Consider the following 15483-nt stretch of genomic DNA (forward strand, 5'->3'; position numbering starts at 1 on the left):
TCCAGCCGGTAGCGATGGAAGAAGGTCTTCGATTTGCAATCCGTGAGGGTGGCCGAACCGTAGGCGCCGGAGTAGTAACGAAAATACTTGACTAAAGGATTTTAACAGTGGCAACACAACAGAAAATAAGAATCAAGCTAAAATCATACGATCATAACCTGATTGATAAATCAGCTGAAAAAATTGTTCAGACTGTAAAATCAACAGGTGCAGTGGTGTCCGGTCCGATTCCATTACCGACCAAGAAAAACATCATCACTGTTAACCGATCTGTTTTTGTGGATAAGAAATCACGAGAGCAGTTTGAGTATCGATCACATAAACGGTTGATAGATATACTGTCAACCGGTTCACAAACCGTTGATGCCCTGATGAAGCTAGAGCTTCCTTCCGGCGTGGATGTAGAAATTAAAGTGTAAAAATTCCAAAAGTACCATGAGTGGTTTAATCGGAAAAAAAGTGGGAATGACAAGTATCTTTGATGAGCTTGGTCGCAGTATTGCGGTAACAGTTCTTGAAGTACCTGCTTGTACAATTACCCAAATAAAAACAGAAGAAAGTGACGGATACAAAGCCGTTCAACTATCAGCTTTTGATAAGAAGAGAAAAAATATTTCAAATGCGTTGAATGGTCATTTTGATAAAGCCGGATCTGAGCCAAAAAGAATAGTAACTGAATTCAGAGATTATATTCCTGAAGGATTTGATATTGGCGATGAGTTGAACATTGAAGATGTATTCTCTATAGGAGATCATGTTGATGTTGCGGGTATTTCAAAAGGTACCGGATTCACTGGTGTAATTAAGCGTCACAATTTCCACGGTGTTGGTGGCCAGACACACGGTCAGCATAACCGGGAAAGAGCGCCAGGGTCAATTGGTCAGGCATCTGATCCGTCCCGAGTATTTAAGGGAATGAAAATGCCTGGACGTTCCGGAAATAAAAGAACTAAAATTAAAAATCTTTCTGTAGCAAAGATTCTACCAGAATCAAATCTGCTAATGATTACCGGATCAATTCCGGGCTCTAAAGGCGGCTACGTAGAGATTTATAATCAATCACAGGAATTAGCCTGATGGAATTATCGATTTATAAAACTGACGGGACCAGCAGTAAGAATAAGGCTCAGTTGAGTGATTCTATCTTTGCAATTGAGCCTAACGAAACTGTTTTATACGAAGATGTACGTCGTATACAATCAAATAACCGTCAAGGTACTGCAAAGACTAAAGAAAGAGGCGAAGTTAGAGGCGGCGGTAAAAAAGCCTATAAGCAGAAAGGTACAGGTATGGCGAGAAGAGGCTCTATACGGTCTCCGCTTTTAAAAGGTGGTGGTACTGTATTTGGTCCTAAGCCAAGATCCTATACGATCAACCTTTCAAAAAAAGCTAAAAGGCTTGCGCGTAAATCTGCTCTTTCGCTCAAAGTGAATGAGGAATCATTGATGATTGTGGAAGATTTTAGTTACGATGCACCAAAAACCAAACAGGTTGTTGAGCTTTTAACCGCACTCAAACTGGATGGAAAAAAAGTTCTCCTGCTAACGCCTGAGAATGACAAGAACATCTATATTTCAGCAAGAAATATTCCAGGTGTTAATGTACTGGAGGCGAGTAAGCCATCTACTTATGAAATTATGAAAGCTGATGTTGTCGTATTTCAAGAAAGTTCAATTTCTGTTCTTGAAAACAGCATCGAACCAAAAGTTGATGAGGAAGCAGCATGAGTGTTTTAGTACAACCATTAATAACAGAAAAACTTACGCGGCTTCAGGACGAGCATCAGCAATACGCGTTTGAGGTAAGCAGAAATGCCACTAAACCTCAAATCAGAAAAGCTGTTGAAGAGAAATATCCTGAAGTTAAAGTTGCCAAAGTGAACACAATTATTGTTCCTTCTAAACCAAAAGGCCGATTCACTAAAAGTGGATTCGTCAGTGGCAGAAGTAAAGTGTGGAAAAAGGCGATCATTACGCTTAAGGAAGGAGAAATAGACTTTTTCAGCGAAATTTAAAGATTTTTAAACAATGGCTACTAAGCAATTAAAACCAACAACTCCCGGACAGCGCCATCGTGTTGCACCAATATTTGATGATGTAACCACAAACAGGCCGCAAAAGTCCCTTACAAAAGGAGCGGGTAAATCCGGCGGTAGAAATAACCGTGGCCGCATGACGTCCAGACGCAGAGGCGGTGGCCATAAGCGTAAGTATCGGGTAATTGATTTTTATAGAAACAAATTTGATATCCCTGCTAAGGTTCAGACAATAGAGTATGATCCTAACAGAACTGCAAGGATTGCTCTTTTGGCTTATGCTGATGGAGAGAAGCGTTACATTTTGGCACCAAGTAAATTAAGCGTAGGCGATACTGTTATTAGCAGTGATTCTGCAGCTCCAGAAAATGGAAATGCAATGCCTCTGAAGAATATGCCTCTTGGTACAATTATTCACAATATTGAAATGGTGCCTGGAAAAGGTGGCCAGCTTTGCAGAAGTGCCGGCACAAATGCACAGCTAGTTGCTAAAACTGACAAATATGCTACTGTTAAATTACCATCCGGTGAAGTGAGAATGGTGCTTTCCAATTGTTTTGCAACAGTTGGTACAACCAGTAACACAGATCACTTTAATACTTCGAAAGGAAAAGCCGGACGGAACAGATGGCTGGGCCGAAGGCCTAAAGTTCGTGGTGTAGCCATGAACCCTGTGGATCACCCGATGGGCGGTGGTGAAGGTAAAGCTTCTGGAGGACACCCAAGATCACCATGGGGTCAGTCTGCAAAAGGTAAGAAGACAAGAAAACCTAAAAAGTTATCGTCTAAGTTTATTGTAAGACGTAGAAAAACTAAAAAAGCTAAATAAGTATGCCACGTTCGCTAAAAAAAGGGCCTTTCGTTCACTATAAGCTTCAGCGTAAGATTGATGTTGTGAATGAAAGCGGCAAAAAGAAAGTAATCAAAACCTGGTCTAGAAGTTCGATGGTAACACCGGATTTTGTTGGCTTAACGATCGCTGTTCACAATGGTAAGCAGTTTATACCTGTGTACATTACTGAAAATATGGTTGGACATAAGCTCGGTGAATTTGCACCGACCAGAACGTTTCGTGGCCATCCACTTAAAAAGGCTAAATAATTAAAAGAGACTGATTGATGGAAACGCCAGTATTTGAAGCAAAAGCAGTACAAAAACATCTCAGAAAGTCTCCTCGTAAAGTGAGACTGGTTGCAAATTTTGTAAGAGGTGAGCGAGTAGATAAGGCACTCACAAAACTTGAATTTGAATCAAAATCTGCTTCAACAGATGTGGCAAAAGTTATTAAGTCGGCTGCTGCAAATGTAAGAGATAAATTTCAGGAAGAGCGTCTCGACAATGACCTCTTGTATATAAAAGAGATTTATGTAGATGAGGGTGTAACGTTGAAAAGAATTCAGCCGGCTCCAATGGGACGAGCCCATAGAATAAATAAAAGAAGCTGCCATATAAGTGTGGTTGTAGCTAAGCTTCAGGAAGAAACTGTAACAGAAGAATAAACGAGTAAAACATTGGGACAAAAAACCAATCCAACCGGACTAAGACTTGGAATCATTCAAGGATGGGAATCCAACTGGTATTCTGAAGAGAATGAACCGGCAATGTTGCTGGAAGATCATAAGCTTCGAGAGTACTTGGCAACCCGTTTAAGAAATGGCGGATTATCAAACGTTGTAATTGAACGAACACCCAAACGAATATTACTGACTTTGAATACGTCCAGACCCGGTGTTATTATCGGTAAAGGCGGTGAACAGATTGAACTTCTGCGTGAGGAGTTGAAGAAAATAACCAGTAAGGAAGTTCAGATTAATGTTAGTGAAATCAAGCGACCTGAACTGGATGCAAGTTTGGTAGCTCAAAACATTGCTCAGCAGCTTCAAGCTCGCGTATCTTTTAGAAGAGCAATGAAAACTGCTCTGTCTTCTGCAATGAGAATGGGTGCCAAGGGTATTAAAATTAAGTGTGCCGGTCGACTTGGCGGTGCTGAAATGGCACGTACTGAGCAGTACAAAGAAGGACGTGTTCCATTGCATACATTGAGAGCAAATATTGATTATTCTAACACAACTTCAAATACCATTTATGGATCAATTGGAGTGTCAGTTTGGATATTCAAAGGTGAAATTATCGGCGATGTTGATTTGTCACCAGGCTCTCAAGCAAAACAAGAAGATGAACCACAACGTAAACGTTCCGGTAAATCTGGTGACAGAAGATCCAGAAGATCGAACAGACGCAGTAGAAATTAACCGTTTTAGTAAAGAACAATGTTAGAACCAAAAAGAGTAAATAGAAGAAGAGTTCACCGTGATAAGCTAAAAGGGAACGCTCAAAGAGGTCATACTCTTGCTTTTGGAAGTTTTGGACTAAAAGCGATGGAGCCCAAGTTTATCACATCCAGGCAAATCGAAGCCTGCAGGGTAACGATTGCTCGTACTTTGCAGAGAGATGGTAAAACGTTCATCAGAATTTTTCCTGATCGTCCGATTACACGGAAACCCGCTGAAACACGAATGGGTAAAGGTAAGGGTACATTGGATCACTTTATTGCAGTTGTTAAGCCGGGCAGAATTCTATTTGAAATAGCCGGAGTTAGTGAAGAGCAAGCAAAAGAGGCTCTCAGGCGTGCGTCTAATAAACTGCCAATTAAAACAAAATTCATTAAACGTCGTGATTACGACGGTGTATAATTGACAGAGGATCAAAGATGAAAGCACACGAATTACGAGACTTGACAATGACAGAATTGGAGGCCAGGCTGAAAGATGAAATCGAAGCTTTGGAAAACTTTCGATTCAACAAAGCAATTGCCGGCCAAATTGAAAACCCGGCCAAAATTAAAAATACAAAACGGGAAATTGCCCGCTTGAACACGATTATTAATGAAAAATTAGGTGCTGAATAAATTATGGCTGAAGCACAAAGATCACAAAGAAGAACCAGAACCGGTCGAGTTGTGAGTGACCGAATGGAAAAGAGCATTACAGTTGCCGTAGACAGACAGATAAAGCACTCTATTTATGGCAAGTTTATCACCAAAACAACAAAGTACATGGCACATGACGAAAACAATGATGCCAAAATTGGTGACACTGTTTTAATAATGTCAACTCGGCCTCTATCAAAACGCAAAACATGGCGTTTGATAGATATCGTAGAAAGAGCAAAATAACGTTCAATCTTGTAGGTAGATCTCATGATTCAAACGCAAAGTGTATTAACAGTCGCTGACAACAGTGGCGCAAAAAAAGTGATGTGTATTAAGGTTCTTGGAGATTCAAGAAGACGTTATGCACGTATTGGAGATTTGATCTCATGCTCTGTAAGAACAGCAATTCCCGGAGGTAACGTGAAAAAGGGAGAGGTTGTACAAGCTGTAGTTGTGAGAACTAAAAAGGAAATTCGTCGCCGTGATGGTAGTTACATTAGATTTGATGAAAACGCGGCTGTAATTATTAACAAAGAAAAGGAACCGATTGGAACTCGGATTTTCGGACCTGTAGCTAGAGAGCTTCGGGAAAGAAATTTCATGAGAATTGTTTCACTGGCTCCGGAAGTACTTTAAAATCATATTTGTTATGCCACGTAAGTATAACACCCAAAAGAAATTACATGTTAAAAAAGGCGATAATGTTTTAATTATTGCCGGAAATGACAAAGGAAAACGAGGACGTGTTCTTTTTGTATATCCTAAAACCGATCGTGTATTGGTTGAAGGGATCAACATGAGAACTCACCACGAAAAACCATCGCAGGATAATCCACAGGGCGGTCGTCTGAAAAGAGAAGCTTCTGTACATTTATCTAATGTCATGGTTATTGATCCAACAACTGATGAGCCGACACGAATCGGTCGTAAAAGAATTGAAGAAGAAGGTGGAGGCCGTTGGGTTCGATATGCAAAAACCAGTGGCGAAATCATTGATAAATAATTAGTAGAATGGCTGAAGCAAGACTTTATACAAAATACAAAGAAGATATTATACAGAAGCTCAGAGATGAGTTTAAGTATGAGAACATCATGGGTGTACCTAAATTGCAAAAGATTGTGATTAATGTGGGAGCCGGTGATGCTATGAATGATGCCAAGATACTCGACGTCATTACTGATAATATCGCAACCATTACAGGTCAAAAACCTGTAAAGACAAAAGCCAAAAAATCGATTGCTAACTTTAAATTAAGAGAAGGGATGCCAATTGGTTGTAAAGTGACTTTGAGAGGGAAAATAATGTATGAATTCCTCGATAGGCTCATTAACTTGGCGCTGCCCAGAACCAGAGACTTTCAAGGTGTTCCGAACAAAAGTTTTGATGGCAGAGGAAATTACACAATGGGTATAAAAGAGCATACTATTTTTCCTGAAATTGATGTTGATAAAGCAAAATTGGTTCATGGTATGGATGTCACCTTTGTAACTTCAGCAGAAAGTGATGAAGAAGCTTTTACGCTTTTGAAACACTTTGGAATGCCATTCAAAAAATAATTTAACACTAAGAAAAAGTTCGACAATGGCTAAGAAATCCTGGATAGCGAGAAACGAAAAACGTAAACGAACAGTAGAAAAATACGCTGAAAAAAGACGTGAGCTTAAAGAAGCTGGCGACTATGAAGCGTTGCAAAAACTACCTCGTGATGCAAGTCCTACAAGAGTAAGAAATCGTTGCTCAATTACCGGACGATCAAGAGGATATGTGGGCAAATATGGAGTATCAAGAATTAAATTCCGTGAACTTGCTCTAAATGGTAAAATTCCCGGCGTTCGAAAAGCAAGTTGGTAAACTGGAGATTTTAAATTATGCATAGCGACACAATATCAGATTTTTTAACACGCATTAGAAATGCACAGCGTGCCGGACACAGACGCGTTGACATCCCCGCATCAAAGATTAAACGGGCGATGACTAAAATTCTCGTGGATAAAGGTTACGTAAACAGGTTCATCGATATCGAAGATGGAAAACAAGGCATTATCAGAATCTTTCTGAAATACGATGCCTATGGAAAACCCGTAATTCGAGAAATGAAACGCGTATCCAAACCGGGATTGAGAAAGTACAGTTCATCTGAAAAAATACCTCGATCCTACAATGGTCTTGGAGTTGTAATTGTATCAACTTCGAGAGGTGTTATGACAGATAAAGAAGCTCGTAAACTAAATGTAGGCGGAGAAATTCTCTGCACTGTTTACTAATAAAAGAATTAGAGAAAAGTTATGTCGAGAATAGGTAAGCAGCCCGTTCCATTACTGAAAAATGTTGAATTTTCTATTGATGCCGATAACATAGCTACGGTTAAAGGTGTTCAAGGAACCGGTACACTGCGTATACATCCAGAAATAAAAGTAGAAATTAATGAAAGTGAGATTATTGTATCTCGCGCCAGCGATTCAAAAGAACATAAATCGCTACATGGTCTCTACCGATCTTTGATCAATAATATGATTATAGGTGTTACTGAGGGCTATAAAAAGAAACTCGAGATTATTGGTGTAGGTTATCGTGCTGCATTTACCGGTGGTGTACTTGATCTGAACCTCGGATATTCGCATCCAATACATTTCGTACCACCTCCAGGAATTGATATAGAAGTGGATACAAAGACCAAAAAGAATCCAATTCTTATTATCAGTGGAGTAAACAAAGAGTTGGTTGGTCAGGTAGCGGCTAAAATCAGATCATTACGTAAACCAGAACCTTATAAAGGTAAAGGAATTCGTTACGTGGATGAATATGTACGTAGAAAAGCCGGAAAATCTGCAGCTAAATAATTTTAGAGATCTTATAGAACCATGAAAAAGAATAAGAAAAAGACAGAACGTAGAAATAAGATCCGCAGAAGAATTCGTTCTACGATTCGCGGTACTGCTGAAAGACCACGTATGAGTGTTTTCAAAAGTAATAAGCATGTATATTTACAGCTTATTAACGACAGAGAAAATGCTACTTTGATTGCCTTGTCTACAAAGTCTGACGAATTAGAAAAAGAATTGAAAGATAAATCGGGAGTTGAAGCTGCCCACCTGGTAGGTAAAGCTCTTGCTGAGGCAGCTAAAGACCAAGGAGTTGATAAAGTAGTTTTTGACAGAAGTGGATATAAGTACCACGGAGTTGTAAAAGCTGCTGCAGATGGTGCCCGTGAAGGAGGATTAGACCTATAAATCATTTTAATTATGCCTAAAGTAAGAAGAAAACATAATATTCCGGCTGCTAACCTTAATCTTGAAGAAAAGCTTGTTCATATAAACAGGGTTTCTAAGGTGGTGAAAGGTGGTCGTCGATTTAGTTTCAACGCAATTGTAGTAGTCGGGAACGGCGAAGGTGTTGTCGGTCATGGATTGGGTAAGGCAAATGAAGTTGCTGATGCTATCCAGAAAGGCTTTGATAATGCCAAGAAAAACTTAATTAAAGTACCTATTACAAAGTCTGGTAGTATTCACCATCCTGTAGTTGGTAAAAAAGGTGCGGGTAAGGTTTTGTTGCGACCAGCAGCTGAAGGTACAGGTGTTATTGCCGGCGGACCTGTAAAATCTATTCTTGAGGTTGCCGGATTCCACAATATTCTTTCAAAATCTCTGGGGTCTTCAAATCCCCATAATATGGTGAAAGCTGCTTATGAAGCGCTTAGAGAAATAACCGATCCGGTTGAAGTTGCTCAGCGAAGAGGAGTAAGCGTAAGTAAAGTTTTTGAAGGATAATCAATCGTTTTAAAAGAGTTTTATCATGAAATTACACAATTTAAAAGCTCCGGAAACCAATCAAAAAACTCGTAAGAGAGTTGGACGTGGACAAGGCTCCGGAACCGGTGAGCAATCTGGACGTGGCCATAATGGTCAAAAGTCCAGAAGTGGTAGTAAAGTAAAGGCTTGGTTCGAAGGTGGACAAATGCCGCTTCAAAGACGGGTTCCAAAGTTTGGTTTTAAAAATCCTTTTAGAGTAGAGTACAAAGCTTTGAATGTTCAAAAGTTAGCTGACTTTATTGAAGCTGGACGCTTATCTGAAAACATCTCCTTCACAGATTTGGTAGGTGTAGGTCTTGTTGATGATAAACAAAGGGTGAAACTGTTAGGCACAGGCGAATTGAGTCAGAAAGTGTCTATCGAAGTTCATGCTTGCAGCAATTCAGCGAAAGAGAAAGTTGAATCCGCAGGCGGAGATATAAAGATCATCTCGTAACAGCCACAAACACATCAGTTGAAAATATCTAATGAGTTTAATAGAGAACTTTAGAAATATATTTAAAATCGAAGACCTCAGAGATAGAATTCTCTATGTGGTTGGAGTTTTAATGGTTTATCGTATCGGAAGTTACGTTACGATGCCAGGTGTAGATGCAAGTTTACTAACCTCACAACAAGGCGACGCATCAAGTCTTTTAGGACTTTTTGATCTTTTTGTGGGGGGAGCATTTTCGAGAGCTGGTGTATTTGCGCTAGGAATTATGCCTTACATTACTGCAGCTATTATTATTCAGCTGATGGGTGCTGCAGTTCCCTATTTTCAAAAGCTTCAGCGCGAAGGTGAAGAAGGAAGGAGAAAAATTAACCGTTTAACACGGTACGGCACGGTAGGTATTACAGCCGTTCAGGCAATCGGATTTGCGATCAACTTAATAGCTACCTCGCCTGATGCAATTGTAGTTGCCAACGCTACCTTTATTTTCACTTCTATTGTTGTGTTAACAGCCGGTACTACCTTTGTTATGTGGCTGGGTGAACGCATTACTGACAGAGGAATCGGTAATGGTATTTCCTTGCTCATTATGATTGGTATTATTGCGGTGTTGCCTACCAATCTGATGAATGAAATACAGACTACAAACAACGCAATTATTGTTATTATTGAGTTGGCAGGTTTGGCGCTAGTTATTGCATCATGTGTACTGTTGACGCAAGGAACAAGAAAAATTCCAGTGCAGTATGCAAAGCGTGTTGTAGGACGAAAAGTTTATGGTGGAACTACACAATATTTACCTATCAGGGTAAATGCTGCAGGTGTAATGCCGATTATTTTTGCACAGTCTATTATGTTTATTCCCAGTACTGTTGGTACTTTTTTCCCTGAAAATCAAACAGTACAATGGCTAACGGCTTGGTCATCTGATTTTACAGGAATAACGTATTCAATCATATTCTTCATTATCTGTGTATTTTTTACGTTTTTCTATACGGCCATTGCTGTAAATCCAAAAGAGATGGCTGATACAATGAAACGTCAGGGTGGATTTATACCGGGCGTAAGACCAGGTAAACAAACAGTAGAATTTATTGACAATATTTTGACAAAAATTACATTGCCCGGATCACTCTTCTTGTCATTCGTTGCCATAATGCCGGCAATTGTTGCAAGAATGGGCGTAACTCCGGGTTTTGCTCTCTTTTATGGAGGAACTAGTTTGCTAATTATTGTAGGTGTAGCATTGGATACATTACAGCAAATTGAAAGTCATTTGATGATGAGACATTACGATGGTTTCATGAAATCAGGCAAGATAAAAGGAAAAAGAAGAGCCTGATGATCTATCTGAAAAGTGAATCAGAAATTGAAAAAATGCGGGAAGCTGCACAGCTGGTGTCAAAAACATTAGCAGAGGTTGCAAAGAAAATTACCCCGGGAGTTCAAACTGGTACACTTGATAGAATAGCAGAAGATTTTATCAAAAAAAATAATTCGCGTCCGGCATTTAAGGGTTATGGTTCAAAACAGAACCCGTTTCCGGCAAGCTTATGTATTTCGATTAATGAAGAAGTTGTCCACGGTATTCCCGGTAAGCGTGAGCTTAAAGATGGTGATATCGTTTCTATAGACTGTGGTGTAGAAAAAAATGGATATTTTGGTGATCATGCCTACACTTTTGTAGTTGGAGAGTATGATGATAAAACCAAAAAACTATTAAAGTCTACACTTGAATCTTTATATAAAGGGATTGACCAGGCTGTTCATGGAAATAAGATCGGAGACATTGGTTCTGCGATTCAAAAACACAATGAAGCCGAAGGTTTTGGCGTTGTGAGAGACCTTGTGGGTCATGGGATTGGAAAGAATATGCATGAAGATCCTTCAGTACCTAACTTCGGGAAACCGGGCAAAGGTGAAAGGTTGCGATCCGGAATGACGTTGGCTATTGAGCCAATGATTACGGAAGGAACTTGGAAGGTAAAAACATTGTCTGATGGTTGGACAATTGTAACAGCTGATGGTTCAAGAGCAGCACATTTTGAACACGACGTCGTAGTTAGAGAAGGAAAATCTGAAATTCTCAGTACTTTTGATTATATTGCTGAGATCACAAAAAATGAAATTCTAGAAACGCATTATGGCTAAACAAGAGCCGATAAAGCAAGACGGAAAAATATTGGAAGCATTACCGAACGCTCAATTTAAAGTTGAGCTAGATAATGGCCATGAAATATTGGCTCATGTATCCGGTAAAATGAGAATGTACTACATTAAAATCTTACCGGGTGACAGAGTACAGGTTGAAATGTCTCCGTATGATTTGACGAAAGGAAGAATAACATATCGTTATAAGTAAAAAATAGGATTACAATGAAGACTAAATCTTCAGTTAAGAAAAGAAGTTCAGACGATAAGATAGTTCGGCGTAAAGGTCGTGTCTATGTAATTAATAAAAGGAATCCGCGTCATAAGCAGCGGCAAGGTTAAAAATTATTGGATTTGATTTATGGCAAGAATCGCAGGTGTTGATTTACCGAAGCAAAAGCGAGGCGTAATAGCGCTAACCTACATTTTTGGGATCGGCAAAACCACAGCAAAAGAAATTTTGGACGAAGCCGGTATTGATCACGATACCAAGGTAGTTGACTGGGATGAAGACCAGGTTGCCTCACTGCGTTCAATCATTGATAACGATCTGAAAGTTGAAGGTGCTTTGCGTACTGAGATTAACGGAAATATCCGTCGACTTATCGAAACAGGTAGTTACCGAGGTGTTCGCCACAGAAAAGGCTTACCGGTTCGTGGGCAGCGTACTCAAACGAATGCTCGTACCCGTAAAGGTAAGAGAAGAACTGTAGCCGGTAAGAAGAAAGCTACTAAATAACGAATAATATTTTAATCTAATGGCTAAACGACAAAGAAAAGCTGCAGCTGATAAAGTAGCAAGGAAAAAGAAGAAAAAGCAGATAGCGAACCCAAATGGGATGGCATTTGTGAAGGCAACATTTAATAATGTTTTGGTTAGCGTAACTGATGCTAACGGTAATGTGTTGTCATGGTCATCATCCGGTAAAGAAGGATTTAAAGGGTCTAGAAAAAATACTCCCTATGCGGCTCAGCTTAGTGCTGAAACTGCAGCAAAGGCAGCATATGATATGGGGCTTCGTAAAGTTGAAGTTTTTGTAAAAGGTCCCGGATCAGGTAGAGAATCAGCCGTTAGAGCACTGGCAACAAGTGGGTTAGAGGTAGTCTCTATTAAAGATCGGACTCCAATACCCCACAATGGATGCCGCCCACCTAAAAGAAGAAGAGTTTAAACTAATACATTTAATTAGATGGCACGATACAGAGGTCCAAAGCAAAAGGTAGCGCGTAGATTCAGGGAACCAATTTTTGGTCCCAGCAGCGCTTTAGAAAGAAAACCATACGGTCCTGGTCAACACGGCAGAAGCCGTTACAGCAGGAAGTCTGAGTATGCTATTCAGCTTGATGAAAAGCAGAAAGCAAAATACACATATGGTTTGCTCGAAAAACAGTTCCGTAATTTATACGAAAAGGCCAACCGTCAGCAAGGCGTTACGGGTGAAGTTCTTTTACAACTGCTAGAGTCCAGGTTGGATAACGTTGTATACAGAATGGGATTTGCAAGAACAAGGCGTCAAGCAAGGCAGTTAGTTTCTCACAAACATATAGTAGTAAATGGACAGGTGTTAAATATACCATCTTATCAGGTCAAGTCGGGAGATGTAGTTACAATTCGTCCTAAATCACGTGATTTGGATTTAATTACTGAAACCTTGCAAAGTTATTCAACAAGCAAGTATAAGTGGCTTGAAACAGACAAGAAGACGAAAACAGGTAAGTTTTTGAATGTTCCTGTGATGGAAGAAATTCCTGAGAATATCAACGTACAGTTGATTATTGAGCTTTATTCTAAATAATATAAACAGTTTTTTAAAGATCCAGCTATGAACAGCTATAGTTTACAGATGCCTGATATACTTGAGGTAGAAAAAGAAACAGAAAACTTTGGGACATTTATCCTTCAGCCATTGGAGAGAGGATTTGGAGTTACCATCGGTAATTCTTTCCGCAGAGTTCTTTTATCCTCACTACCGGGTTTAGCAATTACTGCTGTAAAGATAAACGGCGTTGATCATGAGTATTCAAGTATAGACGGAGTAAAAGAAGATGTCTATGAAATCATCTTGAATCTCAAGCAAATTCGTTTTAAGCAGGTTGAACAAAGTGGTGGTGTAGTTACACTAACTCTGAAGGGCCCCGGTAACTTTACGGGTAAAGACATTGATGATGCTACTGCAGACTTTGATGTTTTGAACCCTGAAATGGTTATCGCAACACTATCGGAAGATGTTGAATTGAATATTGAATTACGTGTTGGACGCGGTCGAGGATATGTTCCCGCAGAAGAGATGGCGTCGGATTTTGAAGATGACGTTAGTTTAATGCCGATTGACGCAATATTCACTCCTATCAAGTCTGTTCAGTTTGATGTGGATAATGTTCGCGTTGGACAAAGAACTGATTATGAGAAATTAGTATTGAATGTAACTACTGATGGATCACTAAATGCAAAAGAAGCTCTGACTATATCTGGTAAGATTCTGAAGGAACACATTGAGAAATTTATTACCGAAAAAATTGAAGAGCCATTTACGCAAGAGGAAGAAGAAGTTGATGCTGAAAAGCAACGTGTTGCAAGCTTGCTTAAAACCAGCATTGAAGATCTGAACTTGAGTGTAAGAGCGTATAACTGTTTGAAATCGGCCAATATTAATTCTATTGCTGAGCTGGTTTCAAGAGAAGAACAGGATCTATTAAAGTTCAGAAACTTTGGTAAAAAATCTCTTTCTGAGCTTGTCGAAGTAATCGAAGAAAAGAATTTGGAATTTGGAATGGATGTATCCAAATATCTTGACAAATAAGAGGATAACGAATCATGCGTCACCGAGTTAAAGGAAGAAAATTAGGAAGGTCTACTCCACACAGAAAAGCTACCCTGCAAGCTTTGGCAGTAGCCTTAATTAAGGAACAACGAATCCAAACTACTTTGCCTAAAGCGAAAGAGTTGAGGACCTATGTTGAGCCGATTATCACCAAAGCAAAAGAAGATACGACACATAACAGGCGTCAGGTATTCTCAAAATTGAGAGATAAATATGCTGTTACTGAACTGTTTGATAATGTCATCCCTGAAGTAGGAGATCGGCCAGGTGGATATACCAGAGTTGTAAAGCTTGGAAGAAGGCTGGGAGACTCTGCTCAACTTGCTGTAATTGAACTGGTTGATTTTAACGATGTAAAACCGGAATCGGCAGAGAAAAAACAAAAACGCACACGCCGGGCAGGTAAGTCAAATAAACCGACAGGTGCTGATGAAGAGACTGAAAAGGAGAAGAAGTCTGATAAGAAGGAAGAACCTTCTAAAGCTGAAAAAGAAGAGAAGATAGAAGAAGTTAAGACATCAGAGAAATCTGATGAAGTTGACAACTCATCTAAAGAAAAGTAAATAACTTTCAAGGTAGCCTTGACTTCGGTTAAGGTTACTCCTTATATTGAAAGTCTACCGCAGATTTTTTAAGGTTGCTTATCAACATTGATCTGCGAAAAATATCCAAACTATTTACAATTAATTTTTGGGTTTTGCTATAGAAACTCGTAAGTTTGGAATCTGTCGCAAAAGCGAAATACCTGGAAAGGTGGCGTGGCTGTGGCGGAAAAAAAATTGTTCTTTGAAGGTAGTGAAGTATAGACAGATTATTGAGTGAGCCTTGGAGCAGGACTTGAAGAATGTAGTTTAATTATTACAATGGAGAGTTTGATCCTGGCTCAGGACGAACGCTGGCGGCGGGCCTAACACATGCAAGTCGAAGGAGAAGGAAAGAGCTTGCTCTTTCCGGAGACTGGCGCACGGGTGAGTAACGCGTAGACAACCTGCCTATAACAGGGGGATAACACACCGAAAGGTGTGCTAATACCGCATAATGCAGCGGGGCCGCATGGTCACAGTTGTTAAATTCACCTTTGGGTGAGGGTTATAGATGGGTCTGCGTGCCATTAGCTAGTTGGTAGGGTAAAAGCCTACCAAGGCGATGATGGCTAGGGGGTCTGAGAGGATGATCCCCCACACTGGAACTGAGACACGGTCCAGACTCCTACGGGAGGCAGCAGTGAGGAATCTTGCGCAATGGGGGAAACCCTGACGCAGCCACGCCGCGTGCCGGAAGACGGCCCTATGGGTTGTAA

30 protein-coding genes and 1 rRNA gene are annotated in these 15483 nt (G+C 40.0%); all 31 read left to right on the forward strand.

From position 1 onward, the window contains the following. On the forward strand, window positions 1-95 hold a 95-nt coding region (locus tag ACESM0_RS08460), incomplete at its 5' end, for a hypothetical protein (protein WP_372905574.1). Between the two features lie 12 nt (window positions 96-107). Next, window positions 108-419, forward strand: coding sequence for a 30S ribosomal protein S10 (gene rpsJ / locus ACESM0_RS08465; protein WP_322570106.1), 312 nt, complete (start codon window positions 108-110; stop codon window positions 417-419). A gap of 16 nt (window positions 420-435) precedes the next feature. Further along, window positions 436-1077, forward strand: a complete 642-nt coding sequence (gene rplC, locus ACESM0_RS08470) for a 50S ribosomal protein L3 (RefSeq protein WP_372905527.1) — start codon at window positions 436-438, stop codon at window positions 1075-1077. Beyond that, the gene (gene rplD / locus ACESM0_RS08475) at window positions 1077-1727 is read left to right on the forward strand and encodes a 50S ribosomal protein L4 (protein ID WP_372905529.1); all 651 of its coding nucleotides are present in this window, start codon (window positions 1077-1079) and stop codon (window positions 1725-1727) included. Before rplC ends, rplD begins: the two co-directional genes overlap by 1 nt. Continuing rightward, a complete protein-coding gene (gene rplW / locus ACESM0_RS08480) occupies window positions 1724-2014 on the forward strand; it encodes a 50S ribosomal protein L23 (RefSeq protein WP_372905531.1) in 291 nt (96 codons plus the stop codon). The genes rplD and rplW overlap by 4 nt, the downstream gene beginning before the upstream one ends. 13 nt (window positions 2015-2027) lie before the next feature. Further along, complete coding sequence (gene rplB / locus ACESM0_RS08485) at window positions 2028-2864, forward strand: 50S ribosomal protein L2 (RefSeq protein WP_372905533.1); 837 nt, start codon at window positions 2028-2030, stop codon at window positions 2862-2864. Between the two features lie 2 nt (window positions 2865-2866). Continuing rightward, window positions 2867-3136 carry a 30S ribosomal protein S19 gene (gene rpsS, locus ACESM0_RS08490; protein ID WP_372905535.1) on the forward strand — a complete coding sequence of 90 codons (270 nt, stop codon included), beginning with the start codon at window positions 2867-2869 and terminating at the stop codon, window positions 3134-3136. Window positions 3137-3153: 17 nt separating this feature from the next. Next, window positions 3154-3534: a 50S ribosomal protein L22 gene (gene rplV / locus ACESM0_RS08495; RefSeq protein ID WP_372905537.1), complete on the forward strand. Its 381-nt coding sequence runs from the start codon at window positions 3154-3156 to the stop codon at window positions 3532-3534. A gap of 12 nt (window positions 3535-3546) precedes the next feature. Beyond that, window positions 3547-4287 (forward strand): 30S ribosomal protein S3, encoded by a 741-nt coding sequence (gene rpsC / locus ACESM0_RS08500; RefSeq protein ID WP_372905539.1) that lies wholly within the window; start codon window positions 3547-3549, stop codon window positions 4285-4287. Between the two features lie 18 nt (window positions 4288-4305). Next, window positions 4306-4728 (forward strand): 50S ribosomal protein L16, encoded by a 423-nt coding sequence (gene rplP / locus ACESM0_RS08505; protein ID WP_322570100.1) that lies wholly within the window; start codon window positions 4306-4308, stop codon window positions 4726-4728. Between the two features lie 17 nt (window positions 4729-4745). Further along, a complete protein-coding gene (gene rpmC / locus ACESM0_RS08510; protein WP_101074005.1) occupies window positions 4746-4943 on the forward strand; it encodes a 50S ribosomal protein L29 in 198 nt (65 codons plus the stop codon). Window positions 4944-4946: 3 nt separating this feature from the next. After that, on the forward strand, window positions 4947-5210 hold the full coding sequence (gene rpsQ, locus ACESM0_RS08515; protein WP_372905541.1) for a 30S ribosomal protein S17: 264 nt from the start codon (window positions 4947-4949) through the stop codon (window positions 5208-5210). A 24-nt stretch (window positions 5211-5234) separates the two neighbouring features. Continuing rightward, a complete protein-coding gene (rplN, locus tag ACESM0_RS08520; RefSeq protein ID WP_372905543.1) occupies window positions 5235-5603 on the forward strand; it encodes a 50S ribosomal protein L14 in 369 nt (122 codons plus the stop codon). Between the two features lie 13 nt (window positions 5604-5616). Further along, window positions 5617-5970, forward strand: coding sequence for a 50S ribosomal protein L24 (rplX, locus tag ACESM0_RS08525; RefSeq protein ID WP_372905545.1), 354 nt, complete (start codon window positions 5617-5619; stop codon window positions 5968-5970). Window positions 5971-5978: 8 nt separating this feature from the next. Next, window positions 5979-6524, forward strand: a complete 546-nt coding sequence (gene rplE / locus ACESM0_RS08530) for a 50S ribosomal protein L5 (RefSeq protein WP_372905547.1) — start codon at window positions 5979-5981, stop codon at window positions 6522-6524. A 25-nt stretch (window positions 6525-6549) separates the two neighbouring features. Beyond that, window positions 6550-6819, forward strand: coding sequence for a 30S ribosomal protein S14 (rpsN, locus tag ACESM0_RS08535; protein ID WP_322570095.1), 270 nt, complete (start codon window positions 6550-6552; stop codon window positions 6817-6819). A 17-nt stretch (window positions 6820-6836) separates the two neighbouring features. Then, window positions 6837-7232 (forward strand): 30S ribosomal protein S8, encoded by a 396-nt coding sequence (rpsH, locus tag ACESM0_RS08540; RefSeq protein WP_372905549.1) that lies wholly within the window; start codon window positions 6837-6839, stop codon window positions 7230-7232. Window positions 7233-7253: 21 nt separating this feature from the next. After that, window positions 7254-7808, forward strand: a complete 555-nt coding sequence (gene rplF, locus ACESM0_RS08545) for a 50S ribosomal protein L6 (RefSeq protein WP_372905551.1) — start codon at window positions 7254-7256, stop codon at window positions 7806-7808. A 21-nt stretch (window positions 7809-7829) separates the two neighbouring features. Continuing rightward, window positions 7830-8198 carry a 50S ribosomal protein L18 gene (gene rplR / locus ACESM0_RS08550; protein ID WP_372905553.1) on the forward strand — a complete coding sequence of 123 codons (369 nt, stop codon included), beginning with the start codon at window positions 7830-7832 and terminating at the stop codon, window positions 8196-8198. A gap of 12 nt (window positions 8199-8210) precedes the next feature. Further along, a complete protein-coding gene (gene rpsE, locus ACESM0_RS08555; protein WP_372905555.1) occupies window positions 8211-8735 on the forward strand; it encodes a 30S ribosomal protein S5 in 525 nt (174 codons plus the stop codon). A 25-nt stretch (window positions 8736-8760) separates the two neighbouring features. Then, window positions 8761-9213, forward strand: a complete 453-nt coding sequence (rplO, locus tag ACESM0_RS08560; RefSeq protein ID WP_372905557.1) for a 50S ribosomal protein L15 — start codon at window positions 8761-8763, stop codon at window positions 9211-9213. Between the two features lie 31 nt (window positions 9214-9244). Then, window positions 9245-10552 (forward strand): preprotein translocase subunit SecY, encoded by a 1308-nt coding sequence (gene secY / locus ACESM0_RS08565; protein WP_372905559.1) that lies wholly within the window; start codon window positions 9245-9247, stop codon window positions 10550-10552. Next, on the forward strand, window positions 10552-11361 hold the full coding sequence (gene map, locus ACESM0_RS08570; protein WP_372905561.1) for a type I methionyl aminopeptidase: 810 nt from the start codon (window positions 10552-10554) through the stop codon (window positions 11359-11361). The genes secY and map overlap by 1 nt, the downstream gene beginning before the upstream one ends. After that, on the forward strand, window positions 11354-11572 hold the full coding sequence (gene infA, locus ACESM0_RS08575; protein ID WP_069133459.1) for a translation initiation factor IF-1: 219 nt from the start codon (window positions 11354-11356) through the stop codon (window positions 11570-11572). Before map ends, infA begins: the two co-directional genes overlap by 8 nt. 14 nt (window positions 11573-11586) lie before the next feature. Further along, window positions 11587-11703, forward strand: coding sequence for a 50S ribosomal protein L36 (gene rpmJ / locus ACESM0_RS08580; RefSeq protein ID WP_101073991.1), 117 nt, complete (start codon window positions 11587-11589; stop codon window positions 11701-11703). A gap of 19 nt (window positions 11704-11722) precedes the next feature. Beyond that, a complete protein-coding gene (gene rpsM, locus ACESM0_RS08585) occupies window positions 11723-12100 on the forward strand; it encodes a 30S ribosomal protein S13 (RefSeq protein ID WP_372905564.1) in 378 nt (125 codons plus the stop codon). A 19-nt stretch (window positions 12101-12119) separates the two neighbouring features. Then, window positions 12120-12533: a 30S ribosomal protein S11 gene (gene rpsK, locus ACESM0_RS08590; protein WP_372905566.1), complete on the forward strand. Its 414-nt coding sequence runs from the start codon at window positions 12120-12122 to the stop codon at window positions 12531-12533. An 18-nt stretch (window positions 12534-12551) separates the two neighbouring features. Then, complete coding sequence (gene rpsD / locus ACESM0_RS08595) at window positions 12552-13157, forward strand: 30S ribosomal protein S4 (RefSeq protein WP_372905568.1); 606 nt, start codon at window positions 12552-12554, stop codon at window positions 13155-13157. A gap of 27 nt (window positions 13158-13184) precedes the next feature. After that, window positions 13185-14162: a DNA-directed RNA polymerase subunit alpha gene (locus tag ACESM0_RS08600; RefSeq protein WP_372905570.1), complete on the forward strand. Its 978-nt coding sequence runs from the start codon at window positions 13185-13187 to the stop codon at window positions 14160-14162. Between the two features lie 14 nt (window positions 14163-14176). After that, window positions 14177-14746, forward strand: coding sequence for a 50S ribosomal protein L17 (gene rplQ, locus ACESM0_RS08605; protein ID WP_372905572.1), 570 nt, complete (start codon window positions 14177-14179; stop codon window positions 14744-14746). Window positions 14747-15043: 297 nt separating this feature from the next. Next, a 16S ribosomal RNA gene (locus ACESM0_RS08610) occupies window positions 15044-15483 on the forward strand; the annotation flags it as partial.

Source organism: Rhodohalobacter sp. (assembly GCF_041686455.1).
Taxonomy (GTDB): domain Bacteria; phylum Bacteroidota; class Rhodothermia; order Balneolales; family Balneolaceae; genus Rhodohalobacter.

Coding starts and splice junctions, on each gene's coding strand:
- rpsS (WP_372905535.1), top strand. CDS start 2,867: ATGCCACGTTCGCTAAAAAAAGGGCCTTTCGTTCACTATAAGCTTCAG.
- rplE (WP_372905547.1), top strand. CDS start 5,979: ATGGCTGAAGCAAGACTTTATACAAAATACAAAGAAGATATTATACAG.
- rplP (WP_322570100.1), top strand. CDS start 4,306: ATGTTAGAACCAAAAAGAGTAAATAGAAGAAGAGTTCACCGTGATAAG.
- rplW (WP_372905531.1), top strand. CDS start 1,724: ATGAGTGTTTTAGTACAACCATTAATAACAGAAAAACTTACGCGGCTT.
- rplV (WP_372905537.1), top strand. CDS start 3,154: ATGGAAACGCCAGTATTTGAAGCAAAAGCAGTACAAAAACATCTCAGA.
- rpsH (WP_372905549.1), top strand. CDS start 6,837: ATGCATAGCGACACAATATCAGATTTTTTAACACGCATTAGAAATGCA.
- rpsK (WP_372905566.1), top strand. CDS start 12,120: ATGGCTAAACGACAAAGAAAAGCTGCAGCTGATAAAGTAGCAAGGAAA.
- rplC (WP_372905527.1), top strand. CDS start 436: ATGAGTGGTTTAATCGGAAAAAAAGTGGGAATGACAAGTATCTTTGAT.
- rplQ (WP_372905572.1), top strand. CDS start 14,177: ATGCGTCACCGAGTTAAAGGAAGAAAATTAGGAAGGTCTACTCCACAC.
- map (WP_372905561.1), top strand. CDS start 10,552: ATGATCTATCTGAAAAGTGAATCAGAAATTGAAAAAATGCGGGAAGCT.
- rplO (WP_372905557.1), top strand. CDS start 8,761: ATGAAATTACACAATTTAAAAGCTCCGGAAACCAATCAAAAAACTCGT.
- secY (WP_372905559.1), top strand. CDS start 9,245: ATGAGTTTAATAGAGAACTTTAGAAATATATTTAAAATCGAAGACCTC.
- rpmJ (WP_101073991.1), top strand. CDS start 11,587: ATGAAGACTAAATCTTCAGTTAAGAAAAGAAGTTCAGACGATAAGATA.
- rpsN (WP_322570095.1), top strand. CDS start 6,550: ATGGCTAAGAAATCCTGGATAGCGAGAAACGAAAAACGTAAACGAACA.
- rpmC (WP_101074005.1), top strand. CDS start 4,746: ATGAAAGCACACGAATTACGAGACTTGACAATGACAGAATTGGAGGCC.
- ACESM0_RS08600 (WP_372905570.1), top strand. CDS start 13,185: ATGAACAGCTATAGTTTACAGATGCCTGATATACTTGAGGTAGAAAAA.
- infA (WP_069133459.1), top strand. CDS start 11,354: ATGGCTAAACAAGAGCCGATAAAGCAAGACGGAAAAATATTGGAAGCA.
- rplB (WP_372905533.1), top strand. CDS start 2,028: ATGGCTACTAAGCAATTAAAACCAACAACTCCCGGACAGCGCCATCGT.
- rpsE (WP_372905555.1), top strand. CDS start 8,211: ATGCCTAAAGTAAGAAGAAAACATAATATTCCGGCTGCTAACCTTAAT.
- rpsM (WP_372905564.1), top strand. CDS start 11,723: ATGGCAAGAATCGCAGGTGTTGATTTACCGAAGCAAAAGCGAGGCGTA.
- rplD (WP_372905529.1), top strand. CDS start 1,077: ATGGAATTATCGATTTATAAAACTGACGGGACCAGCAGTAAGAATAAG.
- rpsQ (WP_372905541.1), top strand. CDS start 4,947: ATGGCTGAAGCACAAAGATCACAAAGAAGAACCAGAACCGGTCGAGTT.
- rplN (WP_372905543.1), top strand. CDS start 5,235: ATGATTCAAACGCAAAGTGTATTAACAGTCGCTGACAACAGTGGCGCA.
- rplX (WP_372905545.1), top strand. CDS start 5,617: ATGCCACGTAAGTATAACACCCAAAAGAAATTACATGTTAAAAAAGGC.
- rplR (WP_372905553.1), top strand. CDS start 7,830: ATGAAAAAGAATAAGAAAAAGACAGAACGTAGAAATAAGATCCGCAGA.
- rplF (WP_372905551.1), top strand. CDS start 7,254: ATGTCGAGAATAGGTAAGCAGCCCGTTCCATTACTGAAAAATGTTGAA.
- rpsD (WP_372905568.1), top strand. CDS start 12,552: ATGGCACGATACAGAGGTCCAAAGCAAAAGGTAGCGCGTAGATTCAGG.